Source organism: Massilia glaciei, assembly GCF_003011895.2.
In the GTDB taxonomy this organism is placed as follows: Bacteria; Pseudomonadota; Gammaproteobacteria; order Burkholderiales; family Burkholderiaceae_D; genus Telluria_A; species Telluria_A glaciei.
The window spans coordinates 1-26,185 of sequence record NZ_PXWF02000289.1 but is presented as its reverse complement, the minus strand read 5'-3'; the positions used below and the strand labels follow the sequence as shown (position 1 = coordinate 26,185).

Here is a 26,185-nt window from a genome sequence, read left to right as displayed (position 1 = left end):
CGCACCACAGCGACGTTAAAGCGACGTTAAAGCGGCGTTAGAGCGGCGTTAGAGCGGCGTTAGAGCGGCGTTAGAGCGGCGTTAGAACGGCGTTAGAGCGGCGTTAGCGCGACGTTAGCGACGTTAAAGCAAGTTCCAGCAACACTCACCCGATGTTGGCGTTAGTTGTCGCGCGGACGTCGCGTTAGTGTCGTTTGAACGTCGCGTGAACGTCGGGGCCCGGGCTGTGTCCTTCGGTGCGGCGGGGCCGACCGGGCGGCGCTCTTCCCGGCGCTTGTTGGGATGCGCGTGCGCGCACCTGCCGTCAAAGCAGGGGCGGCGCCATCGTCGCGAAACTGCGGCGAGGGCCGACCCTGATGACGCCCGGCCTGTACGAGACGATCTGTACGAAATAACCTGCACGAAACAACCTGCACGAAATAATACTTCGTGGTGATGGCTGCGCCGTGGTGGCTCGGGTCGCGACGGCGCCGTCATGATTGATCCGGTTTGGTGGACCGGGGCCTTAGATGTTCGAGCTGTAACTGCCGCCCGCACCAGCGCCCATGCCGGCGCGCCCGCCCATGTGCGTGCCGCTCATGGTTGGGTCGGTGCCATAAAACTGGTGAATCTGGTTTGACCAGCCGATGTCGCTCATGTCGGGCCAGGCGTCCTTGTCGAAGCCCGGCGCGTTTTTCAGGCGGTCTTTTTCGACATTGAGCCCGAAACGCTTGTTGACGGTGTCGAGGCGCAATGCCTGCCAGGGCACGGCGAACAGTTTTTCGCCCATGCCGAGAAAGCCGCCGAACGAGAGCACCGCGTAGGCAACCTGGCCCGAGCGCATGTCGAGCATGATCTCTTTGATGTCGCCCAGATCGTCGTCATCGGCATTGACGACGCTGTCGCCGATAAGCGTGTCGGCACCCATCAGCGCGGGGCCTGGGCCTTGGCTGTCGCTGTTTTTGTACATTCCATAGGTGTCGCGGTCTACGTAGCTCATTTTATCTCCTGTGATATGTCAAGTTTCCTCCCCATAACAGGGCGGTACGCTGCGGTGGGTTGATCGACCCACTTGACCAGCGTAGTTTTTCGGGCCCGCGTGCCTTTGATACGCCTCAATCGTGCACTCCCAAACGAACTGTTGTGTTATCGCGTCAATGAGCGCCAGCGTACAGATGGAGTGCTGCCAGAAAGATATTCTGCTTAAAAGCTTGGAGAACAACATGTCCGTATCAGATCGCTGCAACAACGCCGGCCCAATGGCCAAAACCATCCCTACCAGCCCGTTCGCCGCGTTCGTGCTGTCGTGTCTGCAAGTGTCGATGTCACGGCTCCGGTGGTAAAGAGGGCCAATCCCTGGCTGCGCGGCTTGCTGCGCGCGGGGACCAAACAGCGGCGCGCGCTCACCTCGGCGGTGATCGGCATGCTCGCCACGCCCAAGCCGAAACCGAAGCCCAAGCCCAAGCCCAAGCCCAAGCCCAAGCCCAAGCCCAAGCCCAAGCCCAAGCCGGCGGTCGCGGCCAAGCGCGCCCCGGCCCGCCTTGCCGTCGCCGGCGCGTCCGCTCCAGCCTCCAAACGCGGCGCGGCCAGGCCGTTGCCGCCGGCGCCGGGCAAGTGGCTCGCGTCGCAATACGCGCCGGCGGGCGAACTGCCCGCGCGGCGCATGCAATACTGGCTCTATCTTCCGCATGCCATCGACACGGTCCTGGGCGGCGTGCCGCTGCTGGTCATGCTGCACGGCTGCGAGCAGAGCGCAACCGAATTCGCGCGCGGAACGCGCATGAACGCGCAGGCCGAACGCGCCGGCTACGCCGTCCTCTATCCCCAACAATCGCTGGCCGTCCATCCAAAACGCTGCTGGAAGTGGTACGACCGCGCCACCCAACAAGGCGGCGGCGACACGCGCCTGATCGCCGGCCTGGTCGAGCAAATGGCGCGCGGCTACCCAATCGACCGGACCCGCATCTACATTTGCGGGCTGTCGGCCGGGGCCGGCATGGCCAATATCGTCGCGCTGAACCATCCGGACCTGTTCGCGGCGCAAGGCTTGCATTCGGGGCCGGTGTTCGGCGGCGGCCACAGCACCTTGCGCGCGGTGGGCGTGATGCAGCACGGCGACAGCATGCAGACCGGCAGCGCGATCGACATGCTGCTGGCACGGCGGCCGCGCTTCCCGCCGATGCCGACGCTCCTGATCCAGGGCGAGGCCGACCGGGTGGTGCGGCTGGTCAACCAGGACCAACTGGCGCGCCAGGCGATGCAGGTCAACGGGCTCGGGCCCGACGACGCGGTCAAGCTGACGGTCAAGGCGGGCACCAGCCGCACCCATCCCTACCGGCTGCGCGACGTGCTGCGCGGTCGCAAGGTCATGTTGCGCGTGGCGCAAATCGGCGATCTGGGGCATGCCTGGAGTGGCGGCGACCCGAGCCTGCCCTTCCATGGCGGAAGCGGGCCGGACGCCAGCAAGATGATGCTCGACTTCTTCTCGCGCCACCGGCGCGGCCCCGCCTCCAATTAATCGCCAACGCGGAGCACATTGCTCCAAGCGATACGCGCGATCGACATGGGCGAGCGCGACATGCGATAAAGACAGCTACATCATTGCCGCTATGCACGTTTTGGCGCGCGCACCTTTGAGTTTGATCAAGGTAGAAGTCAAGTGGGCGCACACAAAAAAGATAGGGCTTGTAAAAAGCGGGTGCAAATAGTACTGTGCATTCATACAGTACTTTTGAGCTTCGCCCACCATGGTTCCTCCCCATTCCCTTGCCGACCCCGGCGCTTTGCATCCCTCGCTTTGGCGCGCCTCGCAGCTCGCCCACGCGACCACGCGCTGCGTCGACACTGGCCATCCCGTGCTGTCGGGCCAGTTGCCCGGCGGCGGCTGGCCCACCGGCACCCTGATCGACCTGCTGCTGCAGCAGCCCGGCATCGGCGAGCTGCGCCTGTTGCGGCCGGCCCTGCTCGGCGTGGCCAGGCGCCGCATCGTGCTGCTGCAGCCGCCGCACCCGCCGCAGGCGCTGGCCTTGGCCGCGCTCGGGCTGGCGCCGTCGCAACTGCTCTGGGTGCGCGGCACCCGCAGCGCCGACGCGCTGTGGGCGGCCGAGCAGGTATTGCGCAGCGGCAGCTGCGGCGCGCTGCTGTTGTGGCAGAGCCATGCGCGCGGCGAGACCCTGCGCCGCCTGCACTTGGCGGCCCAGGCCGGCGAGACCCTGTTTTTCATGCTGCGCCCGCTCGCGGCCGCGCAAGACGCCTCGCCCGCGCCGCTGCGCCTGAGCCTGCGGCCGGCCGCCGGCGGCATCGAGATCGGCTTTGTAAAACGCCGGGGACCGCAGCGCGACGCGCCGCTGTTCCTGCCCCTGACTCCTTCTTTATTGCAACGCCATGCGCCTTTGGATCGGCCTTTACCTGCCCCAGCTCCCGCTCGAGGTGTTTTGCCCGAACTGGTCCGCTGACAAGGCGAGCGTGGTGCTCGAGCAGGAGCGGGTGCTCACTTGCTCGCCGGCGGCGCGCGCGGCCGGGGTGCGGCCGGGCATGCGCCGCGGCGGCGTGCTCATGCTCATGCCCGAGGCCCAGCTGTTCGAGCGCACCGAGGCGCGCGAGGCCGACGCCCTGCACGCGGTGGCCATGGCCCTGCTGCAGTACACCCCGCTCGTGGCCCGGGCCGAGGAGTCGACGCTGCTCATCGACATCGGCGCCAGCCTGCGCCTGTTCGGCGGCATCCGCGCGCTGTGCCGGCGCGTGCTGGCCAATATGCGCGCGCTCGGGTTTTCGGCCTCGCTCAGTTGCGCGCCGACCGCGCGCGGGGCCTGGCTGCTGGCGCGCCACGGGGGCGCGCGCGTGCTCGGCATGGAGTCGCTCGGGCGCCGCCTCGACCGCCTGCCCAGCGCGCTGCCGCCGCCGGCGCGGCCGTTCTCAAGCTGGTTCGAGGGCATCGGCTGCTTTTCGCTGGGCGACATGCGGCGCCTGCCGCGCCCGGGCCTGCAGCGGCGCTGCGGCCGGGCGCTGCTCGACCTGCTCGACGCCGCCTACGGCATGACGCCCGAAATGTTCGACTGGATCGAGGCGCCGACCACGTTCCGGGCCCACCTCGAGCTGTTCGACCGGGTCGAGCACGCCGAGGCCCTGCTGTTCGGTGCGCACCGCCTGCTGCTCCAAATGACCGGCTGGCTGTGCGCGCGCCAGCTGGCGGTCGAGCGCATCGTGCTGCAGCTCGAACACGAGCGGGGCAGGGTGGCGTGCCCGCCCACGGTGATCGAAATCGTGCTCGCCGAGGCGACCTGGCGCGACGAACACCTGGTGCGCTTGCTCAAGGAACGGCTCGGCAAGGTGGCGCTCGGGGCGCCGGTGATCGGCCTGTGCCTCGAGGCGCCGCAGGTGCAGCCGATGGCGCCGCCGAGCGAATCGCTGTTTCCAGAGCCGGGCGGCAGCGAGGACGACCAATTGCGCCTGTTCGAGTTGCTGGTGGCGCGGCTCGGCGCAGACAACGTGCTGCAGGCCGCGCCCCAGGCCGACTACCGCCCCGAACTGGCCAATATATGGGTCCCGGTGCAACAGAAGATCCGGGCGGCGGCGATGCTCGCGCAAATGCCGCCCGACGTGCTCAGCCTGCCGCGCCCGAGCTGGCTGCTGGCCAAGCCGGTCGCGCTACTGATGCGCAACCACCGCCCGTTCTACGGCTCGCCGCTCAAGATCGTCTCGGCTCCCGAACGGATAGAGGCGGGCTGGTGGAGCGAGCCGCAAACGCGCGACTACTTCATCGCCGAAGGGCAGGACCATGCGCATTACTGGGTGTACCGCGAGCGCATCGTGGGCGCGGCCGAGGATGCGCAGCCGCGCTGGTTTTTGCATGGCTTGTTCGGCTGAGAGGCTGAGAGTCTTTCGGTCATGCCCGCTCATCACGCCAGAAAGCGCCAGTTCGTCGTTGCAAATGCTCGCCATAGCCCGCTATGGCTGTGCTTTGCGCCTCGATCTGCCGCTTTCTGGCGGGCTGCTCGGGCACGCCCGAAAAACTCTCAGCCTCTGAGCCCGGCCAGGGCCCGACCCCCCAGGGCCTGCCCTCCGGGCTGGTCCAGCCCCGGCGCGAACAGGCGGCCGGCGAGCGGGCGCAGCCCGTAGAGGTCGAAGAATTCGCCGCCGACCGTCTTCATTTCCATCGCCAGCTGGGGCGGATTGGCTGCCCGGACCGGTGGACGATGGTGATCCAGTCGCGCCCGACCGCCTCCGAGCGGCCGTCACGCCGGCCACGCCGGATAGGCGCGCCAGTCCGGCGCGCAAGGCGCGAGCGGCGTCGGACTGCGACTTGGGCAGGTCGAGCAGCCGGCGCCGCCGGTGGTCCGGATCTCCCCGGCCAGGTCGATTTTTCTGCGGCTGACGAGTTTGAGCATGGGACTACCCGGTTGCGAAATCGGTGGCGCGGCGCGCTGGAGGCGCTGGCGGCTATCGTGACAGTTGGAGGCGTTCGGATTTCCCGAACGCCGCGTAGGCCGAGACGATGACCTTTTCGCCCGGCGCGAGGCCGGACAGGACCTCGACCTGCTTGTTGCTGCGCCTGCCCAGCCGCACCGCGCGCCGCTGCGCCAGCGCGCCGTCGGCGGCCAGCACGAACACCCAGGCGCCGCCGCTGTCGCCGAGGAAGGCGCCGTTCGGCAGCAGCGTCGCGCGCGCCGGCTCGCCCAGCGTGAGCTGGGCGTCGAGGCTCTGGCCCGGGCTGAGCGCGGCCGGTTGCGCGCCGCTGAACGCCATCTCGACGGTGAAGCGGCCATCCTTGATCTGCGGGTAGATCGTGCTGACGGCGACCGGGTAGACGCCGTCGTCCTGGCGCGCGCTGTCCTGGCGCCCCACCGCCACCCGGTTCAGGTAGAACTCGTCGACCTGGGCGGCCAGCTTTAAGCGGCGCGGATCGTCGACCCGGCCGATGTGCTGGTCGGTCTTGACGGTCTGGCCGACCTGCAGCCGGAAGCCGGTCAGCATGCCGGCCACGGGCGCGCGCACGGCGAGCGCGTCGACCGTCGCGCCGACCAGCAGCAGCCCCGATTGCAACCCCTTGATCGCCTTTTCCATCTGCGCCAGGGCGTCGCCCCGGACCCCGGCCTCGGTGTCGCTGCTGCGCTGTTCCTGGGCCAGCGCGTGGCGCTGCTGCGCGAGCCGGTCGCCGGACTCCTCGAGCGCGACCTGGGAGATGAATCCCTGCGCCGCCAGCGCCACATTGCGCGCATGCTGCTTCTGGCCCTTCGCGAGCGCGAACCGCAGGTCCGACAGGCGGCGCTGGTGGTCGGTGCGGCCGGCCTCCTGCGACAGGCGCAGGTTCGACAGGTTCGAGCTCTGCTGCGCGTGTTCGGCCTGGCGCGCCAGCAGTTCGAGGTTGCGCTGCGGGTTCGACAGGCGGAACAGCAGCTCGCCCTTGGCCACCATGGCGCCGTCGCGCGCGAACACCTCCTCGACCCGCCCCGACTCGACCGAGTCGAGGATCACGGAGTCGAGCGGTTCGGCCGTCGCGCGCACCACGATGTCGTCCCGGAACACGCCCTTGGCGACGGTGGCGATGCGCACATCCTGGAGCGGCACCTGCAGGCCGCGCGGGACCGCCTGCCACAGCGCCGCGGCGGCGCCGGCCGCGAGGGCGCAGCCGGCGGCGAGCAGTGCGATGCGTTTGCCGCGTCTGCGCGGCACCACGCGGTCCATCGCGGCGCCGCTGGGGGATCCGCTGGCGGCGAGGTGGGGAGGGGGGCGGTCCATGGGCGATGTCTTCGATGGTGATGAACGATCGCTTCGGTTATGCAATAGCCATGCCAAGCGCTGGAGCGCCCCCCGCTTGCCGCTTGCCGGGCCAAGGTGTGCGGATCCGCACACCGGATGGTGTGCGTAAGTGGACAGTAAGTGGACAGTAAGTGGGCAGTCGCTTGCGGGTCCGCTGCGCGCGCAAGCGCAGCGGCGAGCCTTGTCACGGTTGCACAGGTTCTTCCCCGGACACCGGCGCCTCCGCCTCCGCCGGCGCCTCCGCCTCCGGCGCGCGCGCGCGTTTGCTGAGCGTGGTGCCGTAGATCACGCTGAAGTTGCGCGGGGTCGAGGCGGGGAACGGCTTCGATTCGCGGATCGCCTTTGCGACCGCGGCGGCGTAGGCACGGTCTTTCGAGGTCCGCTTCGTGTCCACCGCGCTCACCACGCCCTTCGCATCGAGCGTGACGTCAAGCTCGACCCGGTAGAGCCCGGCCGGCGAGTCCGGCGGAAAGTCGTAGTCGATCCGCGCGCCGATCTCGTCGAGTTGCGCCCGCGTCAGCGGCTTGCCCTTCGGCGGCGCCGGCGCGCCGAGCGTGAAACCGAAGCGCACTCTGAAGACCTTGACGCTCGTCGCCGGAAAAGGCTTCGACTGTTTGATCGCCGCCTCGACGGCGTCGTCGTAGGCCGGCTCGATCGACCTGCCGAGCTTGTTCATGCCCAGCACCGACCCGTCGGCGTCGAGGAAGACCTGGAATTCGACCTCGCGTTTGCCGGGCGGCGCCCCGGGCGGCGACTTGAACTTGATCCGCGACGCGATCTCGTCGACCTGCGCCTCGGTTATGGGCACGTCCGGCGCCTGCGCCGCGGGGGGCGCGCGCGGAGGGCGCCGCGGCGAGTCGTCGAGCAGCACCGTGCCGATGGCCAGCAGCGCCAGTAAAGCGATCAGCCCCAGCGCCGCCAAATACAGCAGGCGGCCGACGCCCGTGCCACCATTTTTTGCTCCGGGCCAGTCGGCCATCTGGACGGCGCCGCCGCGCGCGCCGGCATGGCCCGCGCCCGGCGGCGGCGAGGTGCGCCGCTCCAGCTGACGCCACCGCGCCAACTGTTCGAGGTCGGCGATCACCGCCATCAGGTTGGGAAAGCGCGCCGCCATTCTTTCAGCCGCGTCGATCTCGCGCCTGAGCTGTTCGCCGCGCGAGGGGGTATCGCCGCGCAGGTAGGCGGCCAGTTTTTGCTGGAAGCGCCGGTCGGCCTCGATCTGGGCGTCGAACATGCTTTGCTCCTCGATCGCCCGGTTGAGCACCATTCCGGCAAAGCCGAACCGCTGCAGGCTGCGCCGGTCGCGCGCCCAGTCGAACACCGCGCCGGCCGCGGCGAACAGGAATTCGTGGCCGCGTTGCCAGCCATTGGCCAGCAATTGCGCGACGCGCTCCTCGAACAGCGTGCGCGCGCTGATGTTGAGCAATTCGTCGTCGGCCAGGCACCGCCGCAACGCCGCCTGCAATGACCCGTCCTCCATCAGCCTGGCGTCGAGCAGGGCGGCGTACGCGTGCGTGAATTTGGCGAACACCGCATCGGCCAGTGTTTGCGGCGCGACCGCTCCGGCGTCCCAGGCCCCGGCCGGCGGCGCCGCGACGGGCGCCTCCCGGTCCGCGCGCTCCGGCGCCGATCCATGGGCCTGGCGGGCGGGCCAGCCCAGCGCCGTTTCGTAGGCTTCGCGCAAGTGCTGGAAATTGGCCGCGTCGAGCGCCTGGTCGACCAGTTTGAGCTCGCGCGCGTAGGCGCGCCGGATCAACTTGGCGTCGGCGTCCGCGCCGAGCCCGAGCCGGGTCAGGAAGTGGGGCGTGTGGTCCATCGGCCTATCCGCGCTTAGCGACTAAGCGTCGGGTTCGATGTCGGGATTGATGAAGCTCTGGTGCTCGAAATAATCGAGCACCTCCTCGAACGCCCTCGCGGCGGGCACGAACAGGCGCTTGTCCTGCGCCTCGAGCGTGCGCTCGAAGCGCATGATCTCGACGCCGAGCTGTTCGCGCGCCTTGCCGCGCAATTGCTGGTAAAGCCGTTCGCCGCGCGCGAGCAGGGTGCGGAACTCGATCCGGTCGCGCGGGTGGATCTTCAATTCGGACAGCGCCGCGAAGCGCTGCGCGATCTCCTGCTCCGACAGCATGCCGGGGTTGCCCTCGATCAGCAGCGCCACCGACTCCCCGGTCTTGAGGATGGTCGCCTCGACCTGCAGCAGGCCGTTGACGTCGTAGGTGAAGCGCACATCGACGCCGTTGTCCTCGCGCTTGCCGGCCGGGATCTTCACCTGCAGCTGGCCCAGCTTGATGTTGTCGGCGGCCATGCGCGCCTCGCCCTGGAACACATTGATCTCGAGCGCGCGCTGGTTGTCCTGCAGCGGGTAGTAGCGCTTGACGCGGCTGACCGGCACCACGCAGTTGCGCTCGATGATGGGATCGAAATGGCCGTACGAGAACGCGTCCGCGTCGAATTGCATGGTGGTGTCGATGCCCAGCGAATACGGCGCCACGTCCGTCATGACGACCTCGTCGAGCGCGGCGTCCCGGCTCTTGAGGCCGGCCTGCACCGCCGCGCCGAGCGCGACGACCTCGTCGGGGTTGATGTCGCAGGCGGGGAAGCGCCCGAACATGCGCGCGACGAGGCGGCGCACGATCGGCATGCGGGTGGCGCCGCCGGCCAGCACGATGTTGTCGAGCTCGGCGCTGGGCAGGTTGGCGTCGCGCAGCGCGCGCTCGACCGGCGTGCGCAGGCGCGCCAGCAGCGGCGCGCACATCTTCTCGAACGCGGCCTCGTCGAGCTCCATCGAGAACTCGGCGTCGCCGTCGCCGATCCGGATCGTGGCCTTGTTCGATTCGCTCAGCGCGCGCTTGGCCAGCTCGGCCTGCGCGCCCAGGCGCTGCATGAACTGGGGGTCGCCCTTGTGGCGCGCCGCCAGCTTGTTGTGCTCGAAAAAACGCTCGACCACGCAGTCGAGGAAGTCCTCGCCGCCGAGGAAGTTGTCGCCGGCCGAGGCGCGCACCTCCATCACGCCCTCGAACAGGTCGAGCACCGAGACGTCGAAGGTGCCGCCGCCGAGGTCGAAGACGAGGAATTTGGTTTCGCTGCCGCGCTGGTGGATGCCGTAGGCGAGGGCGGCCGCGGTCGGTTCGTTGAGCAGGCGCTCGACCCTCAGGCCGGCCAGCTGCCCGGCCGCGCGCGTGGCCTTGCGCTGGGCGTCCGAGAAATACGCGGGCACGGTGATGATCGCCTCGCCCACCGGCCGGCCCAACACCGCCTCGGCGTCCTCCTTGAGCGAGCGCAGGATCAGCGCCGACAGCTCCTCGGCCCGGAACGCGCGCTTGCCCAGGTGGATCAGCTTGTCGCTGCCCATGTGGCGCTTGAAGGCGGCCGCGCTCACCAGCGGATGGGTCTGCAGGCGCTCGCGCGCGGCGCGCCCGACCAGGATCGTGCCGTCCTCGTCGACGCTGACGCAGGACGGGGTGAGCACCTCCCCGAGGCTGTTGGGGATGAGGCGCGCGGCGCCGTCCTCCCACACCGAGATCAGGCTGTTGGTGGTACCCAGGTCGATTCCTACGATCATGCTTTGCCCCCTTGATGGCGCCATTCTTCGAAGCACCATGATAGCGCAGAAGCCGGCATAGTTGGTACTTTTGCAATCGATCGTGCTTTTGCGCATCACCGCCGCCCGCGCCGAAAATATTGTGTCACGGGATGGTTTTTCCGCTTCACATTCGGCTATAGTTGGCAGGCAATAAAGGTTAATCAATCATAAAAACGTTCTTACCACTCAAGAAGCCATTTTATGCAATTGCCCGTCCTTGGCGCCACCCCGCCGCGCATCCAGAACCGCCCGTTGAACATGCTCGCCACCGACGCCGCCGCCGTGCGCGCGATCGCGCAGGCGGCCGTGAGCGTCGAGCTGTTCACGATCCCGCTGTACATGAACTCGATGTATTCGATCTACGGCACGCACCAGATCAATTCGAAGAAGATCACCTACTACACGGGGCGCCAGTGGCCCGGCTTGAGCACCACGGCCAAGCCGGAGAACGCGAACCAGAAGGCCTTCAACATCATCTTCAGCGTGTTCATCCAGGAGATGCTGCACCTGCAGATGGCCGCCAACCTGGCCACCGCGATCGGCGTGGCGCCCAGCTTCACCGGCACCGAACTGCAAAGCGCCGAGCACGGCTGGACCTGCTACGGGCCGACCCTGACGGTCATCCCCCACATCGCCGACCTGACCGACACCGAGAGCTACCAGGACGTGCGGGTCAACCTCGAGGACCTCAACGACAACCAGTGCCGGCTGTTCCTGGCCATCGAGCAGCCCGAGCAGCAGGCGCGCGAGCAGCTGCGCCGCGCCGCCGGCAGCACCGGGCGCTATTTCCCCTCCGTGCCGCTGGCCGGCTGGACGCCGCAAAAGACGGCGGCCGACCTGCCCCTGTTCGGCACCATCGGCTACATGTACGAGTGCTACGCCCAGTACATCGGCATGGAGTACACCGACGGCCAGACCCTGTGGCAAAAGCTGTACGACAACAACTCGGTGCAACAGGACATGTTCAACGTGGCCGACCCGAAGGTCGGCCATCCGAAGGCGGAGTACCCGCATTTCGCGACCTCCCTGTCTGCGGCCGAGCGCGACGGCGGCCAGAGCGGCTCGTTCAACAAGGCGATCGACATGATGTGCGCGATCACCGACCAGGGCGAGGGCAGCGCCGCCGGCATCAAGCGCTACAAGCGCAGCGCCATGCTCCAGGCGGTGCTGCCGGACTACCGCGAGGACCGCGCCGCCCTCGAGCTCGACTATCCCACGTTCACCAACGACGGCCAGGCGGCCCCCTCGCGCGACGCCGCCGCGCGCGCCGACAGCGCCGCCGACGACCACTTCGAGCGCTTCGGCCAGGTGCGCGACCTGCTGCCGCAGATATCGACCTGGAAGCAGTGGCACGCGGCCGGCAACAGCTGGACCAAGGAGATGCTGGTCAACCCGCTGTACGACCCGGCCAAGGCGCCCAAGAACATCCCCGCGCCCGAGGAGGTGGCGGGCGCGCTCAACCGGCTCAAGGCCGCCGGGCCGGACAGCCACGCCACCATGAGCAAGGTCTCGAACGGCGCCATCTACGGCATCACCTCGATCCTCGACGGCTACTGGCTCGACCAGTCCATGGCGTTCCCGTATCCGTCGATGGTTGGCTCGGGCGACCGCATGTCGATCTGCTGGGCCGTTTTCGGGCGGGCGCCCGACCTCGCGGTCGGCGTCGCGCAGCCCGACAAGGAGCGCCTGTACCACGCCTGCCAGGGCATGAACCTCGACACCGACCACCCCGAGCCGGATCCGGCCGCGTGCGCCGCGATCGCGGTCTACCACAGCTGCCGCGGCTCGAACGGCTGCCGCGCGCAGGGCGGCTGCGGCTTCGCCCAGATCGACATCCCGGGCAAGCCGGTGGCGCCGGCCACGCCCGACCTGGGCGCGCAGAACCTGTGCGGCGGCGGCCCGACCCCGCCGCCGGGCGGCTTCTACAGCGCGCCGAGCGACAACCGCTGCGCCACCTTCGGCGGTTGCGCGGTGCCGATCTCGGCCTCCCAGCTGTTCCCGAACCCGGCCCCGGAGCAGATGCTGGTGTATGACTTCGGCCCCGGCCCCGAGCACCGCTTCGCGCCGCTCAAGCAGACCATGACGTTCGCGCTCGGCGAGAACGTCTACAGCAAGGCGTGGGAGGCGTTCAGCGCGGTGCAGAACGCGCGCGGCACGCCGGCCGGCGCCGAGCCCAGGCCGACCGACCTGCGCCTGGCGCTGCCGCCGTCGACCTGATGGACGCGCGTTCGGAGCGCGCGCAGCCGCGCCTCGGCCTGCCGAACCTGGGCCTGGGCGTCGGCTTGCGCAACCAGCATTTCGAGCACATCCTCGCGCACGGGGCGCAGGTCGACTGGTTCGAGATCATCAGCGAGAACTTCATCGACAACCACGGCTACGCGCGCCATGTGCTCGAGCGCATCGGCGCGCGCACGCCGCTGGTGATGCACGGCGTGTCGCTGTCGATCGGCAGCACCGACCCGCTCGACATGGCCTACCTGGCCAAGCTGCGCCGGCTCGCGCGCGAGATCGGGCCGGCGTGGGTGTCGGACCACCTGTGCTGGACCGGCGCGGCCTCGCTCAACACGCACGACCTGCTGCCGCTGCCGCTGTGCGAGGCCACGCTGGCCCACGTGGCGCGGCGGGTGCGCGCGGTGCAGGACTACCTCGGGCGCCCGCTGGTGCTCGAGAACCCCAGCACCTACGTCGAGTTCACGCAGTCGAGCATGCCCGAGTGCGAATTCCTGGGGCGCCTGGCCGAGGACACCGGCTGCGGTCTGCTGCTCGACGTCAACAATGTGTACGTGTCCGCCTTCAACCACGGCTTCGACGCCGAGGCCTACATCCGCGCCCTGCCGGCGGCGCGCATCGTGCAGCTGCACGTGGCCGGGCCCACCGATTGCGGCGGCTACCTGATCGACACCCACGACAGCCCGGTGCCGACCGGGGTGTGGCGCCTGTACGCGCTGGCGCAAAGGCTCACGGGCGGCGTGTCGACCCTGCTCGAATGGGACGCCAACATCCCGGCCTACCCCGAGCTGCTGGCCGAACTGGGCAAGGCGCGCGCGGCCATGCGCGGCGATCTGCCGCGGGCGGCGCTGGCGGCGTCCGGCGGCATGGCGCTGTCGACGCCGGTCGACTTCCACCTGGGGCAGGCCGATGCAGCCAACCCTGCCTGAGCTCCAGCGTTGGTTCCTGACCGTGATGACGGCGCCGGGCGGCGCCGCGCACGGGCTGCGGCTGGCGCAAGAGCGCTACGGCCTGGCCGAGGGCGACGTGGTGCGCGCCGCGCCGGGCGCGGCCTCGCGCCTGCACATCTACGCCGACGGCTACATCCTGCGGCTGCTCGAATGCCTGCACGCCGACTACCCTGTTCTGCGCAGGGTGATGGGCGAGGCGCTGTTCGATTTTTTCGGCAAGGCCTACATCTGGCGCCACCCGTCGGGCTCGCCCACGCTGTACGACCTGGGGGCGGGCTTCGCCGACTTCCTGCTGCAAAGCCAGCCGCAGGGGCGGGAGGGGCAGGGCGAGTTCAGGTTCGCGCTCGAGCTGGCGCGGCTCGAGCGCGCGCGCACCGAGGCGATGCGGGCGCCGGGACTCGAGAACAAACCGGGGCGGGCGGCCGACCCGCTGGCGCTGCTGTTGACGAGCGGACAGCGGCTGCGGCTGGCGCCTTGCACGCGCCTGCTCGCGCTCGGGTTCCCCCTGCCCGCGTACTGGGAGCGCGTGGCGCGGCTGGGCGCCGGCGAGCCGGTGGCTGGCGCGCCGGCGCCGGCGGCGTGCCATGTCGCGGTTGGACGGCAGCGCTACCGGATCGGCATGCACACCCTGCAGCCATGGCAGTATCACTATCTTCTGGCGGCGCAGCCGGGTGCGCCGGCCCGCGATTGCGCGGCGGCGGCGGCCGAAAAAACGGGCCGGCCGGTGGGCGCCATCCTCGCCGACGCGATGCTGTGGCAGCCGGTGGTGGCGGCGGCCGGCCTTCTCGAAACGGCCTAGATCGGATTCCGGCGGAACAAGGCGCCGAACCGGGGCCAGACCCAGGGTCAGACCCAGGGTCAGACCATAAGTGGGGTCAGACCCCGGTTGCGGACCAAAAGTGGGGTCAGACCCCGGTTGCGAAATTGTTGAGACCATAAGTGGGGTCAGACCCCGGTTGCGGACCAAAAGTGGGGTCAGACCCCGGTTGCGAAATTGTTGTGGTCGGGCATCGCGCAGCCCGTGTGCGGCACTTTTCGAAGGCGGGTTCCTCAATCGGGTTCAGGCCCGGGTTCAGACCCCGGGTCTGAACCCGATAGCGGAATGTTTTTCGGCGGCCAGGGGTTTAGGCTGGTTTAGGCGCGCGCTTTGCGATGGGCAATCAGGGCGATGGCGCCGGTGACCAGGAAGAACAGCGCCAGGCCGTGGAAGGCGACCGGCATCCAGTCTTCGACCAGCACGTAGACCAGCGCGTCGAGCGCGTACAGCGTGATGCCGACCAGGAAGGCCCACAGCTTGCCGCGCACGCCCTGCAGGCCGAAGACGACGAACAAGCCGATCACCGCGGCGCTGATCGCCAGGCCGATCACCTTTTGTTCCGCGAACAAGCCGTCGATGAAGGCCGTGATGCCCAGTCCCATCACGAAACCGCCGTGGTTGCCCGACAGCGTCATGACCGTGTTGACCAGCGAGAGGCCGGCGATCCACCAGAACCAGCGCGCCGCCGATTGCACACCCGCTGGAATCGCGGCGCTGTGGTTGGCCGGGTTGGCGGTTTCGGTCGTCGGGGAGGCGTTGGATTCGGTCATTTTTATCTTTATTATCTTTATGGGGGCCCTTGCCGGGCCGTCGCGGGTCCCGGCATTCTATCCGAATCGCACCGAAGCGCCGCTGTTTGTTGAGGCCGCCCGGCGCCGCCGCGCAAACCGCAAGGCGAAAAAAAACGCGCCCGCCGGTGAGGGGCGCGTTTTCCGCGTGGCGCGGCCCGGCGCGGCGGCGCGGGCCGGCGTCATTCGTCGTCGAATTCTTCGGCCAGGTTCTTCCAGCCCTTGCGTTTGGCGAACTCGCTGAACTCCTCGGGCGCTTCGAGCACGATGAGCTTGCGGTCCTGCAAGCCCGGATCGCTGTGCGAGAAATTGGGCCCGACGTAGCCAAGCGCGCGCAGGCGGTCGATGATGTTGCCGACCAGTACCTTGTCTTTGTACAGCGCGCCGTCGACCGGCGCGGCGAAGTCGACGTACACGTCGATGATCCCGTAACCCTCGTCGAAAATGCGGATCGCTTTCACGTCGTGGGCACGGCCGGTGCCGTCGCTGGCCTTGAACGGGCCGCTTAGCTGGATGTCGGTATCAGTAGTCATGGCAGCAGCATACACCATCGGCGCCCGGCGCAGCGCAAGCGGCGCGGCCGGCACCCGCTTCGCGCCACGCCGCGGGCAACAGGCGACAATCGCGCGGCCCGCCCATCGCTCATTTCAAAGCCTGCATGATGGACCCGAGCCGGTCCGGGGTGCCGGCGATGCGCTCGAGGCGCGGGTAGCGCAGCCCGCCCTCGTAGTCGAGGCTGACGCTGCGGAAGGTTTGCCCCTTCTTGACGAGCAGCACGATCGGCGCCTTGTCGAGCCTGGCCCTCCTGACGGCCGCCTTGAGCACCTCCGGCTTGAAGGCGCGGTTGTTGACCGCCACCAGCGTGGTGTTGGCCGAGACGCCCGCGCGGAACGCCAGGCCGTCCCAGTGCACCGCCGAGATAGCGCCGTCGTGCTTGACCACCATGCCGAGCGAGTAGCTCAGGTCGGTCACCTTGTGGCGCTCCTCGCGCGCCTTGGTGAAGTCGGTCGGGGTCTCGCCGTAGACCAGCGTCCAGCCGGCGCGCGCCAGGCCGTCGAGCGGGGCGCCGGCGTTGCCGTCGAGGCGGGAGCGCAGGAAAGTGGCCCAGTCGAGCGGCTGCACCTTGCCGAGCGCGGCGACGACGTCGTCGAAGCCGTAGTGGGCCGGCCCGAGGCTGCCGTCGTCGATGCCGTAGAAGGCGCGCGCGAAGTCGTCGAGCGAGCGCTTGCCGCCGGACAGCTCGCGGATCTTGGTGTCGACATCGAGCCAGATCAGGGCGCCCTCGGCGTAGTAGTCCTCGCCGCGCTGCCAGCTGCCCCAGCCGAGCGGGCGGCGCATCGTCACGATCGGGTCGTTGACCGTGTCCTGCATCGCGCGCCAGTCGCGGCCCCGCAGGTTCTCGTAGCGCGCGGCGGTGGCGGCCAGGTCGTCGCGCGTGTAGGCGGCCGACACCAGGCCCGAGCGCGCGGCCAGCATGATGCCCCAGTACTGGGTCTGGCCCTCGTACACCCAGAGCAGCTCGTTTTGCAGCGGCACGTTGAAGTTGGGGACGTCCTGGCCGGCCGGGCGCCGGAACTTGCCGTTCCACGAATGCGTGAATTCGTGCGGCAGCAGGTCGCGGTCCGATTCGTTCTTGGCCCAGTCGGTGAAGTAGCCGCTGCCGACCCCGTTCTCGCTCGATTGGTGGTGCTCTCGCCCGATGCCGCCGAATTCGTCCGACAGCGCGAACAGGAAGTCGTAGCGCCGGTAGTGGCGCGAGCCGAACAGTTTCTGGGCCTGTTTGACCATCGCCACGTGCGGCGCGATCTGCTCGGGCCGGGCCTGCAGGCTCTCCGGGTTGTCGGCCATGATGTTGAGCATCACCGGCGCCTTGGCGCCCGGGTCGAGGTCGATGCGCCTGAAGTGGCGCCCGGCGAACACGGGCGAGTCGACCAGCGTCTCGAGGTCGAGCGGCTTGAAGCGCACCTCGTCGCCGACCCGCCCGAGCGGCTCGAGCGCGCTGCCGTACTGCCAGCCCGGCGGCAGCGTCAGGTTCGGCTGCACCGTGATGCGCCGGCTCGCATGCCCGGCCGGGTAGAGCGCCATCGCGTGCCACTGCACGCCGAGCATCTCGGCGGTCATGGTGATGCGGCCTTGGGCCGCCTCGACCGGCGACAGGAACTGGTATTCGGCCTCGACCGTGGTCACGCCGGCCGGCACCTCGAGGTGGAAGGCGTGCACCTGTACCGGGTCGCGCGTCCACGCGATCGGCTTGCCGTTGCCGGAAAAGCGCAGGCCGGCCATCTGGTTGAGCGGCCCGACCGGGCCGTGGCTGCCCGGCACCCATTGCGGATACAGCAGCGTGAGCCTGCCCGGCGTGGCCGGGATCGAGGCGCGCACGCGGAAGATCTGCTGGGCCAGGTTGGTGGCGTCGACCCTGAGCACGATCGTGCCCGGATAGGCCACGTCGAGCGGCGCGGGCACCGCGGCCGCGGCCGGGGCGGCGAGCGCCAGCGCGAGCGCGAGGGCGCAGCCGGAACGGATGGCGAACAGGGGGATCGGGCGCGGCGGTGTGTGTGCGGTCATGGGCGGGGGCGTGGCGGATGGGGCGGATGGGGCGGATGGGGCGGATTGGCGTGGGGAAAAGTTTGAGCCGCAGTCTAGCACGCGTTCCCGGGCGCAATGTGTCGGAACGTTTCAACAAATAAAGTTCGACTCATGGGGTCGCGCGGCGGCGTTTTCAAGATCTTGAAAACGCCCGGGGCCGCCTTTAGATTGGATGCATCGGATGCTCGAAACGAGGTCCGACAACCTATCGCTTAACCCTTAAAAGGATATTTATCATGCGTGCATTCGACCTGACCCCGCTGTACCGTTCCGCCATCGGCTTCGACCGCCTGGCCCACCTGCTCGAATCGCAGCGCGCCGACGCGCCGCCGAGCTACCCGCCCTACAACATCGAACTGGTAAGCGAGGACAACTACCGCATCGTGATGGCGCTGGCCGGCTTCGACCGCGCCGAGATCGACATCGTGGCCGAGCGCGACACCCTGCACGTGGCCGGGCGCAAGCGCAAGGACGAGGCGCAGCGCACCTTTTTGCACCGCGGCATCGCGGCGCGCGACTTCGAGCAGCGTTTCCAGCTCGCCAACCATGTCAAGGTCACCAGCGCCTCGTTCGACAACGGCATGTTGACCATCGAACTGGTGCGCGAAGTGCCGGAGGCGCACAAGCCGCGCAAGATCGCCATCGACGGCGCCGCCCCGCAGGGGCAGGCCGAGGTGTTCGAGCAGCGCGAGGCGGCGTGAGCGGCGCGCCGGTGAAACCGGAAACGCGGGCCGGCGCCGGAAAAATTTCAAGCTAGAGTTAAAATTAAGGAAACATTTAGAGAAAGACTCAAAGAAAACCCAGCATCGAGAGGGGCGCCCGCAGCCGGGGGCGCCCCTTTCCACGCCCGTGCGGCCGGCGCCCGGCGTTTTCTCCCGGTGTTTTCTTTAAGTAAGCCCTAAGTTTGCTGCTGCAAACTAAAACACGGCAAACAAGCATCAACGCCACCCAACCTCACCTAATTCCAGGAGTTTGCACATGCACACCGACACTGTCATCACCGTCAAGCGCCTCACCCTCGCCCTGGCCGCCGCGGGCGCCATAGGTGGCGCCGTCGGCGCGATCGCAGTCAACCACAACAACGCCACGGCGCAGGCCGCGCCGGCCGTGCCGGCCGCCCCCGCCCCGGCCCCGGCCACCGTGGTGACCTCGCCGGCCACCGGCGCCGTCACGGCGGTCGGGCTGCCGGACTTCACCCAACTGGTCAAGCGCAACGGCCCGGCCGTCGTCAACATCCGCGTCATGGGCAGCACCAAGACGGCGCTGGGCGGCGCGCGCGGCATGCCGCCGGGCTTCGACGAGGAGCAGTTGTTCGAGTTCTTCCGCCGCTACAACGGGCCGCAGATGCAGATGCCGCGCGCCCAGCGCGAGCGGCCCGTGATGGGCGCCGGCTCCGGCTTCATCGTCAGCCCCGACGGCATCATTTTGACCAACGCGCACGTGGTGCGCGACGCCAGCGAGGTCACCGTCAAGCTGCAGGACCGCCGCGAGTACCGCGCCAAGGTGCTCGGCTCCGACCCCAAGACCGACGTCGCGGTGCTCAAGATCGAGGCGCGCAACCTGCCGGTGGTCGCCATCGGCCGCTCGTCCGACCTCCAGGTCGGCGAATGGGTGCTCGCGATCGGCTCGCCGTTCGGCCTCGAAAGCAGCGTCACGGCCGGCGTCGTCAGCGCCAAGGGCCGCTCGCTGCCCGACGACAGCAACGTGCCCTTCATCCAGACCGACGTCGCGGTCAACCCCGGCAACTCGGGCGGCCCGCTGTTCAACACGCGCGGCGAGGTGGTCGGCATCAACTCGCAGATCTACAGCCAGACCGGCGGCTACCAGGGCCTGTCGTTCGCGATCCCGATCGACCTCGCCAACCGCATCAGACAGCAGATTGTCGCCACCGGAAAGGCCCAGCACGCCAAGCTCGGGGTCTCGGTGCAGGAGGTCAACCAGGCCTTCGCCGATTCGTTCCAGCTCGAGTCGCCCGAGGGCGCGCTGGTCTCCAACGTCGAGCGCGGCGGCGGCGCCGAGCGCGCCGGCATCAAGCCGGGCGACGTGATCCGCAAGGTCAACGGCCAGCGCATCGTGTCCTCGGGCGACCTGCCCGCGCAGCTGAGCCTGTCCAAGCCCGGCGACAAGGTTTCGCTCGATATCTGGCGCGACGGCAAGGCCGTCAGGCTCGACGCCACGCTCGTCAACGCCGACGACAAGGTGGCAGCGCAGGCCACCGAGCGCGCCGGCCCCGATTCCGGCGCCAAGCTCGGCCTAGCGCTGCGCCCGCTCGAGCCGATCGAGCGGCGCCAGAGCGGCATCGAGGGCGGGCTCGTGATCGAGGACGCCAGCGGCGCCGCCGCCAGCGCCGGGGTGCAGCCGGGCGACGTGCTGTTGTCGGTCAACGGGCGCATGGTCAGCACGGTAGCCCAGGTGCGCGAGCTGGTTGGCAAGGCCGGCAAGTCGGTCGCCTTGCTGATTCAGCGCGGTGGTGCGAAGATATTCATTCCGGTGCGGATCGGCTGATCGCCGGCGGCGCGGCCCGGGCGATGTGATCCGGGCGGGGTGGCCCGGGACGGGGCGGCCCGGCACCAAGTGACAGGGGGAAGTGGATGCGGCTTTTGCTGGTGGAGGACGATACGATGATCGGCGAAGTGGTGCTCGACCTGTTGCGGGCCGAGCACTACGCCGTCGACTGGGTCAAGGACGGCGAGATGGCCGACACGGCGCTGCTGCAGTCGCAGAGCTACGACCTGGTGCTGCTCGACCTGGGGCTGCCGCGCAAGGACGGGCTCGAGGTGCTGCGCTCGATGCGCGCGCGCAAGGACCGCACCCCGGTGCTGGTGGCCACCGCGCGCGACGCGGTCGGCCAGCGCATCGCCGGGCTCGACGCCGGCGCCGACGACTACGTGCTCAAGCCCTACGACCTCGACGAGCTGCTCGCGCGCATCCGCGCGCTGCTGCGGCGCGCCGTCGGGCGCGCCGAGCCGGTGTTCGAATACAAGAACATCACGATCAACCCGGCCACCCGCGAGGTCCACGTGGACGGCAACCCGGCGGTGCTGTCGGCGCGCGAATGGGCCGTGCTCGAGGCGCTGATCGGGCGCCCCGGCGCCGTGCTCTCGCGCGTCCAGCTCGAGGAAAAACTGTACAGCTGGCGCGACGAGGTCAGCTCCAACGCGGTCGAGGTCTACATCCACGGCCTGCGCAAAAAGCTTGGCAGCGAGCTGATCCAGAACGTGCGCGGGGTCGGCTACATGGTGCCCAAGCCGTGAGGGGGGGGCAGGCGATGAACCCGCTCAAGACCATGTCGCACTCGCTGCGCGGGCGCCTGTTGTGGTTCCTGCTGGCGGCCATCACCATCGTCGCCGTGGCCCAGGCCGCGATCGCCTACCGCACCGCGCTGGCCGACACCGACAAGATCTTCGACTACCACATGCAGCAGATGGCGCTGTCGCTGCGCTCGAACGCGCCGCTGGCCAACCTGGAGGCGTACGGCGGCGCCGGCGACGTCGTCGAGACCAGCGACATGCTGGTGCAGGTCTGGACCCCGGACGGGGCCCAGGTGTTCCGCACCATCTCGCGCACGCGCCTGCCGCAGCGCGCGGTGCTCGGTTTTTCCAACGTCCGCGCCGACGGCACCACCTACCGCATCTTCTCGGTCCAGACCCGCAACCAGGTGGTGCAGGTGGCGCAGGACATGGCGGTGCGCACCAACATGGCCGGCACGCTGGCGCTGCGCACGGTCGGCCCGATCGCGGTGCTCATGCCGATCCTGATGCTGGTGGTGTGGTGGGTGGTGAGCCGCTCGCTCGAGCCGGTCGCGCGGGTGCGCGCGCAGGTGGCGGCGCGCCAGGCCGACGACCTCTCGCCGGTGTCCGAGGCGGGCCTGCCCGACGAGGTGCGACCGCTGGTGCAGGAGCTCAATTTGCTGTTCGGGCGGGTCAAGACCGCGTTCGAGGCGCAGCAGCATTTCGTGGCCGACGCCGCGCACGAGCTGCGCACGCCGCTGGCCGCGCTCAAGCTGCAGGCGGCCAGCCTCGAGCGGGCCGACAACGCCGGGGCGCGCGCGCTGGCGGTGGGGCGCCTGAGCGCCGGCATCGAGCGCGCCACCCGGCTGGTCGAGCAATTGCTGGTGCTGGCGCGGCAGGAGGCCAGCGCCGCCGGCGGCGCGCAGGAGCAGCCGGTCGAACTGGCCGAGCTGGCGCGGCGCGCAGTGGCCGACATGGCCGGCGCGGCGCTTTCGCGCGGGATCGACCTGGGGGTGCCGCACGCCGACCCGGGCCGCGTCAAAGGCCAGGGCGACGCGCTGCAGATTTTGCTGCGCAACCTGGTCGACAACGCGCTCAAGTACACGCCGGCCGGCGGCACGGTCGACCTGGCGGTGCGCGCGGGGGACGACGGCGTCACGTTGAGCGTGGAGGACAGCGGCCCCGGGATCCCGGCCGAGGAGCGCGAGCGCGTGTTCGACCGCTTCTATCGGCTCGCCGGCAGCGAGGCCAACGGCAGCGGGCTGGGGCTGGCGATCATCAAGGCGATCGCCGAGCGCCACGGCGCGCAGCTGGCGCTGGGGCGCTCGGAGCGCCTGGGCGGCTTGCGCGTGACGCTGCGTTTTCCGCGGGCGTGAGTGGGGCATGGATTTCCCTATGCCCGCAAAATCGGGTCGGCCAGTCGGGTCGTCCGAAACCACCCAAGGTCATCCCCGCGGACGCGCAAACGCATGCGTTTGCCCCATGCTGAGCTTGCCCGTGCGCGCAGTTCGACTATCTTGAGCAGCCTGCCATTGGCGCAGGGGTGACAACAACGGCCGGGCGGGGCGCCCGGCCGCTTCCAGGCATTAAAACTTATGCCACAGGCGCGCGAAGTACGATGCGCCGTTCAGGCCGAACTGCACCGACTCGTACTTGAAGCCGTTGTCGGTCTCGTTGGCATCCTGGGTGGTCGGCTTGACATTGAAGATGTTGGCGCCGCCCACCGTCAGCTTGGTCTTCGCGCTCAGGTTGTAGGTGAAGCTCAGGTCGGCCGAGGTCTTGGCCTTGTATCGCTGCAGCGGCGCCGGGCTGCCGCTCCAGGTGCCCAGCGTCTGCGGCCCGAAGTGGATGATCTTGAAATCGGTGCCGATCTTGCCGAGCAGGTACTCGAAGCCGAGCGTGGCCTTGCGGCGCGGGCCGCCCTGCTCGAGGTAGAGGCGCTCGCGCTCGGACAGCAACACGCCTTCCTTGCCCGCCAGCGCGGACGGGGCGTGGATCGCCGTCACATCGGTCTTGCTCAAGTTCATCGCCAGGAAGGTGTTGAGCTTGCCAGAACCGAGGTTGGCGCGGTGCGCCAGCGTCAGGTCCAGGCCCTCGGTGCGGGTGTCGACCGAATTGACGAAGAACTGGGCCGCGCCCACGCCGAGCGGCAGCAGCAAGGTGTTGATGCCGGGCAGGTTCGACTGGTCGAAACGGCCCGAGAACACGATCCGGTCGTCGATGTCGATGCGGTACAGGTCGGCCGTGACCGAGGTCGCCGCGCTCGGCGCCCAGGTCGCGCCGAACGTGAAGCTGGTCGACTCCTCGTCCTTGAGGGCGGGAATGCCGATCGCCGTGGCGACCGCGCCGCCGTTGGGCGCGAACACCGAGTCGACCGGGACGCCGCTGACGAACTCGGTGAAGGTCGAGGAGAACTTGGCCTGCTGCAGCGACGGCGCGCGGAAGCCGGTGCTGCTTGATCCGCGCAGCATGAAGGCGTCGCTCAGCTTGTACGAGGCCGCAAGCTTGCCCGTCAGGCTGTTGCCGAAGTCGCTGTACTTTTCAAAGCGCGCTGCGGTCAGCACCTTGAAACGGTCGTTGACGTCGGTCTCGAGGTCGATGTAGGCGGCCACGTTGTGGCGGCTGCTGTCGGTTTCGTCGGCGGGGCGGAAGCCGGGGAAGCCCTGGCTGCCCGGGTCGCCGCCGCCGAAGCCGTCGGCATCGATCCACGAGCCCTTTTCGCCGGCGAAGATCTTGTAGGTCTCGCGCCGGTACTCGGCGCCGAAGGCCACGTTCAGGCCGGCCATGACGTTCGGGAAGAAGCGGCTGAAGTCGGCGTTGCTCGTCATTTGCGAGGCGTCGAAGCCGCCCGCGTCGAATTGCGAGGCGCTTCGGCCGGGGCCGCCGTTTTGCAGGTCCAGATCGGCGATCGACGCGTTGAGCGTGTTGCTGATGTTGTAGTGCATCTTGTTGAAGCCGTAGGTCTGCGAGAAGTCGCCGCTCCACTCGCCCATCCTGGTGCGGAAGCCGACGATGCCGTAGTGGTCGGTGAGGTCGGCGTTGATGTACGGGACGAAGCCGTTCGGATACATGGCCAGCGCGTTGCGTTCCGGGATGTCGCCGGGGCCGCGGGCGAACGCGGCCGATGAGGCGTCGCGGGTCTGGGCGCCGAGCGTGAAGTACAGCTTGCCCGGGCCGGCCGGCAGTTCGCCGTTGAGCATGAAGGTCTGGTTCTGGACCTTGCTGTCGCCGATGGTGCGCAGGTCGCCCGCGTCGGCGCGGTTGGAGCGGCCGCGGTCGAGGTATTCGCCGGTGATGCCGACCACGCCGCCGCCGAGTTTGACGCCGCAGTAGGCCGAGGCCAGGTAGTTCTTGCCGTCGCCCTCAGAATACTGGCCGGCGCCGAGCACGGCCTCGCAGCCGAGCGTCTTCTTGAGTTCGACGTTGATCACGCCGGCGATCGCGTCCGAGCCGTACTGGGCGGCGGCGCCGTCGCGCAGCACCTGGATGTTCTTGACCGCCAGCAGCGGGAAGGTGTTCATGTCGGTGCCGGTGTTGCCGCGGTTGCGCGCGCCGAAGATGTTGACCAGCGAGGTGCTGTGGCGGCGCTTGCCGTTGACCAATACCAGCGTCTGGTCCGAGCCGAGGCCGCGCAGCGCGGCCGAATCGACCAGGTCGGCGCCGTCGGCGCCGGTCTGGCGCGTCGAGTTGAACGACGGCGAGATGTAGGTCAGGGCCTGGGCCATGTCGAACTGGCCGCCCTGCTCGGCGACCTTGGTCATCGGGATGAAGTCGACCGGCACCGCGGTCTCGGTGGCCGAGGCGTTCGAGACGCGGCGCGAGCCGACCACGGTGACGCTGGTAATATCGTCCGCCTTGGCCGCCGGCGCGGTCTGCGCCAGCGCGGCCGGGCTGAACGCGGCCAGTGCCGCGCCGCCGTACAGGCTCAGTAATACGGACTTACGTAAGGGGGTCAGTGAGAACACGCGGCGGCTCCGGAAATAGGAAAAAAATCATTTTAATCACTTATACGGAGAGCAACCATATTCTTTTGTCGCGTTTAAACAACAGAAATACTGGCCCCGGCAATGGCTAGTGCAGGAACCACAGCCAAAGCGGGATGGTCGCCATGCACAAAATACTCGACAACAAAATGGCAGAACCGACCATGCCGGCGTCCTTGCCGTCGGCCTTGACCACCAGCGCCGCATTGATCCCGACCGGGCAGGCCGAGAGCAGCACCAGCACCTTCACGGCCTCGGGCGCGAGTCCGAACCCATGGCGCGCCAGCAGCCACACGAGCAGCGGCAGCAGCAATAGCTTGGTCGCCGCCACGAGCACGGTTTCGCCGCCGCGCTGCGGGGCCAGCGTGGCCAGCGAGGCGCCCAGCGCGAGCAGGGCGCAGGGCAGGGCGGCGCCGGCCAGCATCGCCAGCAACTGGCGCACGGGCGCGGGCAGGTCGACCCCGCCCAGGTTGAGCGCGAAGCCGATGAACAGGCTCGCCACGATCGGGTTCTTGAGGGCCGCCAGCAGCGAGGCGCCGAGCTTGCCGCCGCGCCCCCGGTGCGCGCCGGCGTCGCCGCGCGCGCACAGGTAGTACAGCGAAAAGCCGACCAGGCTGTGGAAGGCGATGATCGGGAACGCGTAGCGCAGGCTGTCGTTGCCGACCGTTTGCACCAGCACGGGAATGCCGACGAAGGCGTTGTTCGAGTAGGTGGCGGCGAGCGCGCGCGGGGCGGCCCCGGCGCCGCGCCGCCAGCCGTGGGCGTACAGCAGGAACACTGCGACCAGGGGCAGGTAGAAGGCGCACAGCAGTTGCCACGAGATCGAGGCGGAGATGCCGTTGGTGTAGGCGCCGTTGAGCAGCAGCGCCGGCACCAGCAGCTTGACGGTCAGCTCGCTCACGCCGTTCGGCCAGCCGCGCGCGAGCCAGCTCGAGCGCGCCAACGCCCAGCCCAGGCCGGCTATCAGGAACAGTGGCAGCAGCAGCGCGAGCAGCAAGGAAAAGCCTCGTTCGTTCTTTTGGGAAAGACGCATTGTATCGGTTGGAGCGGGGTGTTGCATCGGTGGAGTGGCGTGTTGGATTGGTTGGGGCGGCGTGTTGTGGGCATGCCGGACGAACCAAAGCGACGTCGTCCTCGCGCAGGCGGCGAGGCATGCCTCGCCGCCTGCGCGAGGACGATGTTGGTTTTTTGTTTCTTGATTGTTGGCGGCACGATTTCTGCGGCACCCTTCGACCCGCTCAACCGTTGTGCTTGGGTTATACTGTGTTTTTGTAAGGGGTA

21 protein-coding genes are annotated in these 26,185 nt (G+C 68.8%); 10 read left to right on the top strand and 11 right to left on the bottom strand.

The genetic code is table 11. The annotated features are described in order from the left end of the window. Positions 1–505 precede the first annotated feature (505 nt). Positions 506–979, bottom strand: coding sequence for a PRC-barrel domain-containing protein (locus C7C56_RS22060; RefSeq protein ID WP_106759497.1), 474 nt, complete (start codon positions 977–979; stop codon positions 506–508). 336 nt (positions 980–1,315) lie between these two features. Between C7C56_RS22060 and C7C56_RS22050 the strand changes: the two genes are divergently transcribed. The 3 genes from C7C56_RS22050 to C7C56_RS22040 all read left to right on the top strand — a co-directional run bounded on the left by C7C56_RS22050 (position 1,316) and on the right by C7C56_RS22040 (position 4,845). After that, complete coding sequence (locus C7C56_RS22050) at positions 1,316–2,497, top strand: extracellular catalytic domain type 1 short-chain-length polyhydroxyalkanoate depolymerase (protein WP_229458925.1); 1,182 nt, start codon at positions 1,316–1,318, stop codon at positions 2,495–2,497. Positions 2,498–2,726: 229 nt separating this feature from the next. Next, entirely contained in the window at positions 2,727–3,434 is a 708-nt protein-coding gene (gene imuA / locus C7C56_RS22045) for a translesion DNA synthesis-associated protein ImuA (RefSeq protein WP_106759495.1), read from the top strand. Then, on the top strand, positions 3,364–4,845 hold the full coding sequence (locus C7C56_RS22040; protein ID WP_106759494.1) for a Y-family DNA polymerase: 1,482 nt from the start codon (positions 3,364–3,366) through the stop codon (positions 4,843–4,845). Before imuA ends, C7C56_RS22040 begins: the two co-directional genes overlap by 71 nt. A gap of 149 nt (positions 4,846–4,994) precedes the next feature. Here the strand turns inward: C7C56_RS22040 and C7C56_RS30370 are convergent, their stop codons facing one another. The 5 genes from C7C56_RS30370 to C7C56_RS22025 form a co-directional block, all read right to left on the bottom strand. Further along, positions 4,995–5,129 carry a hypothetical protein gene (locus C7C56_RS30370; RefSeq protein WP_267874725.1) on the bottom strand — a complete coding sequence of 45 codons (135 nt, stop codon included), beginning with the start codon at positions 5,127–5,129 and terminating at the stop codon, positions 4,995–4,997. A gap of 84 nt (positions 5,130–5,213) precedes the next feature. Next, on the bottom strand, positions 5,214–5,366 hold the full coding sequence (locus C7C56_RS29065; protein WP_181373301.1) for a hypothetical protein: 153 nt from the start codon (positions 5,364–5,366) through the stop codon (positions 5,214–5,216). 52 nt (positions 5,367–5,418) lie between these two features. Beyond that, entirely contained in the window at positions 5,419–6,717 is a 1,299-nt protein-coding gene (locus C7C56_RS22035) for an efflux RND transporter periplasmic adaptor subunit (RefSeq protein WP_106759493.1), read from the bottom strand. A 205-nt stretch (positions 6,718–6,922) separates the two neighbouring features. After that, a complete protein-coding gene (locus tag C7C56_RS22030) occupies positions 6,923–8,554 on the bottom strand; it encodes a TonB C-terminal domain-containing protein (protein ID WP_106759492.1) in 1,632 nt (543 codons plus the stop codon). Positions 8,555–8,575: 21 nt separating this feature from the next. Continuing rightward, complete coding sequence (locus tag C7C56_RS22025; protein WP_106759491.1) at positions 8,576–10,300, bottom strand: Hsp70 family protein; 1,725 nt, start codon at positions 10,298–10,300, stop codon at positions 8,576–8,578. A 222-nt stretch (positions 10,301–10,522) separates the two neighbouring features. On the opposite strand from C7C56_RS22025, the gene C7C56_RS22020 reads away from it, so the two are divergent. The 3 genes from C7C56_RS22020 to C7C56_RS22010 are packed head-to-tail and all read left to right on the top strand — an operon-like array spanning position 10,523 to position 14,299. Then, positions 10,523–12,538, top strand: coding sequence for a ferritin-like domain-containing protein (locus C7C56_RS22020; RefSeq protein ID WP_106759490.1), 2,016 nt, complete (start codon positions 10,523–10,525; stop codon positions 12,536–12,538). Beyond that, positions 12,538–13,479, top strand: a complete 942-nt coding sequence (gene bufB, locus C7C56_RS22015) for an MNIO family bufferin maturase (RefSeq protein ID WP_106759489.1) — start codon at positions 12,538–12,540, stop codon at positions 13,477–13,479. Before C7C56_RS22020 ends, bufB begins: the two co-directional genes overlap by 1 nt. Then, on the top strand, positions 13,460–14,299 hold the full coding sequence (locus C7C56_RS22010; protein WP_106759488.1) for an HvfC/BufC N-terminal domain-containing protein: 840 nt from the start codon (positions 13,460–13,462) through the stop codon (positions 14,297–14,299). Before bufB ends, C7C56_RS22010 begins: the two co-directional genes overlap by 20 nt. 335 nt (positions 14,300–14,634) lie before the next feature. Here C7C56_RS22010 and C7C56_RS22005 read toward each other — a convergent pair whose 3' ends face one another. From C7C56_RS22005 to C7C56_RS21995, 3 genes are all read right to left on the bottom strand, one after another. Continuing rightward, complete coding sequence (locus tag C7C56_RS22005) at positions 14,635–15,087, bottom strand: hypothetical protein (RefSeq protein ID WP_106759487.1); 453 nt, start codon at positions 15,085–15,087, stop codon at positions 14,635–14,637. Positions 15,088–15,287: 200 nt separating this feature from the next. Further along, positions 15,288–15,638, bottom strand: coding sequence for a hypothetical protein (locus tag C7C56_RS22000; RefSeq protein ID WP_106759499.1), 351 nt, complete (start codon positions 15,636–15,638; stop codon positions 15,288–15,290). Positions 15,639–15,747: 109 nt separating this feature from the next. Further along, positions 15,748–17,670, bottom strand: coding sequence for a M61 family metallopeptidase (locus C7C56_RS21995; RefSeq protein WP_106759486.1), 1,923 nt, complete (start codon positions 17,668–17,670; stop codon positions 15,748–15,750). Positions 17,671–17,927: 257 nt separating this feature from the next. Here C7C56_RS21995 and C7C56_RS21990 point away from each other — a divergent pair, with 257 nt between their 5' ends. From C7C56_RS21990 to C7C56_RS21975, 4 genes are all read left to right on the top strand, one after another. After that, positions 17,928–18,392 (top strand): Hsp20 family protein, encoded by a 465-nt coding sequence (locus C7C56_RS21990; protein WP_106759485.1) that lies wholly within the window; start codon positions 17,928–17,930, stop codon positions 18,390–18,392. Positions 18,393–18,669: 277 nt separating this feature from the next. After that, complete coding sequence (locus C7C56_RS21985) at positions 18,670–20,196, top strand: DegQ family serine endoprotease (RefSeq protein WP_106759484.1); 1,527 nt, start codon at positions 18,670–18,672, stop codon at positions 20,194–20,196. 86 nt (positions 20,197–20,282) lie between these two features. Beyond that, positions 20,283–20,945 (top strand): response regulator, encoded by a 663-nt coding sequence (locus C7C56_RS21980; protein WP_106759483.1) that lies wholly within the window; start codon positions 20,283–20,285, stop codon positions 20,943–20,945. A gap of 14 nt (positions 20,946–20,959) precedes the next feature. Further along, a complete protein-coding gene (locus tag C7C56_RS21975) occupies positions 20,960–22,297 on the top strand; it encodes an ATP-binding protein (RefSeq protein ID WP_229458924.1) in 1,338 nt (445 codons plus the stop codon). A gap of 210 nt (positions 22,298–22,507) precedes the next feature. Here the strand turns inward: C7C56_RS21975 and C7C56_RS21970 are convergent, their stop codons facing one another. Further along, a complete protein-coding gene (locus tag C7C56_RS21970) occupies positions 22,508–24,886 on the bottom strand; it encodes a TonB-dependent receptor plug domain-containing protein (protein WP_106759482.1) in 2,379 nt (792 codons plus the stop codon). Positions 24,887–24,992: 106 nt separating this feature from the next. After that, complete coding sequence (locus C7C56_RS21965; RefSeq protein WP_181373300.1) at positions 24,993–25,937, bottom strand: AEC family transporter; 945 nt, start codon at positions 25,935–25,937, stop codon at positions 24,993–24,995. Between the last annotated feature and the right edge of the window lie 248 nt (positions 25,938–26,185).

Bases quoted from the DNA above. Each gene is read 5' to 3' on its own strand.
- C7C56_RS21965 (WP_181373300.1), bottom strand. From the start codon at position 25,937: ATGCGTCTTTCCCAAAAGAACGAACGAGGCTTTTCCTTGCTGCTCGCG.
- C7C56_RS21990 (WP_106759485.1), top strand. From the start codon at position 17,928: ATGCGTGCATTCGACCTGACCCCGCTGTACCGTTCCGCCATCGGCTTC.
- imuA (WP_106759495.1), top strand. From the start codon at position 2,727: ATGGTTCCTCCCCATTCCCTTGCCGACCCCGGCGCTTTGCATCCCTCG.
- bufB (WP_106759489.1), top strand. From the start codon at position 12,538: ATGGACGCGCGTTCGGAGCGCGCGCAGCCGCGCCTCGGCCTGCCGAAC.
- C7C56_RS22030 (WP_106759492.1), bottom strand. From the start codon at position 8,554: ATGGACCACACGCCCCACTTCCTGACCCGGCTCGGGCTCGGCGCGGAC.
- C7C56_RS22035 (WP_106759493.1), bottom strand. From the start codon at position 6,717: ATGGACCGCCCCCCTCCCCACCTCGCCGCCAGCGGATCCCCCAGCGGC.
- C7C56_RS22060 (WP_106759497.1), bottom strand. From the start codon at position 979: ATGAGCTACGTAGACCGCGACACCTATGGAATGTACAAAAACAGCGAC.
- C7C56_RS22020 (WP_106759490.1), top strand. From the start codon at position 10,523: ATGCAATTGCCCGTCCTTGGCGCCACCCCGCCGCGCATCCAGAACCGC.
- C7C56_RS22000 (WP_106759499.1), bottom strand. From the start codon at position 15,638: ATGACTACTGATACCGACATCCAGCTAAGCGGCCCGTTCAAGGCCAGC.
- C7C56_RS21980 (WP_106759483.1), top strand. From the start codon at position 20,283: ATGCGGCTTTTGCTGGTGGAGGACGATACGATGATCGGCGAAGTGGTG.
- C7C56_RS22040 (WP_106759494.1), top strand. From the start codon at position 3,364: ATGCGCCTTTGGATCGGCCTTTACCTGCCCCAGCTCCCGCTCGAGGTG.
- C7C56_RS30370 (WP_267874725.1), bottom strand. From the start codon at position 5,129: ATGAAGACGGTCGGCGGCGAATTCTTCGACCTCTACGGGCTGCGCCCG.
- C7C56_RS29065 (WP_181373301.1), bottom strand. From the start codon at position 5,366: ATGCTCAAACTCGTCAGCCGCAGAAAAATCGACCTGGCCGGGGAGATC.
- C7C56_RS21975 (WP_229458924.1), top strand. From the start codon at position 20,960: ATGAACCCGCTCAAGACCATGTCGCACTCGCTGCGCGGGCGCCTGTTG.
- C7C56_RS21995 (WP_106759486.1), bottom strand. From the start codon at position 17,670: ATGACCGCACACACACCGCCGCGCCCGATCCCCCTGTTCGCCATCCGT.
- C7C56_RS22005 (WP_106759487.1), bottom strand. From the start codon at position 15,087: ATGACCGAATCCAACGCCTCCCCGACGACCGAAACCGCCAACCCGGCC.
- C7C56_RS21985 (WP_106759484.1), top strand. From the start codon at position 18,670: ATGCACACCGACACTGTCATCACCGTCAAGCGCCTCACCCTCGCCCTG.
- C7C56_RS22025 (WP_106759491.1), bottom strand. From the start codon at position 10,300: ATGATCGTAGGAATCGACCTGGGTACCACCAACAGCCTGATCTCGGTG.
- C7C56_RS22010 (WP_106759488.1), top strand. From the start codon at position 13,460: ATGCAGCCAACCCTGCCTGAGCTCCAGCGTTGGTTCCTGACCGTGATG.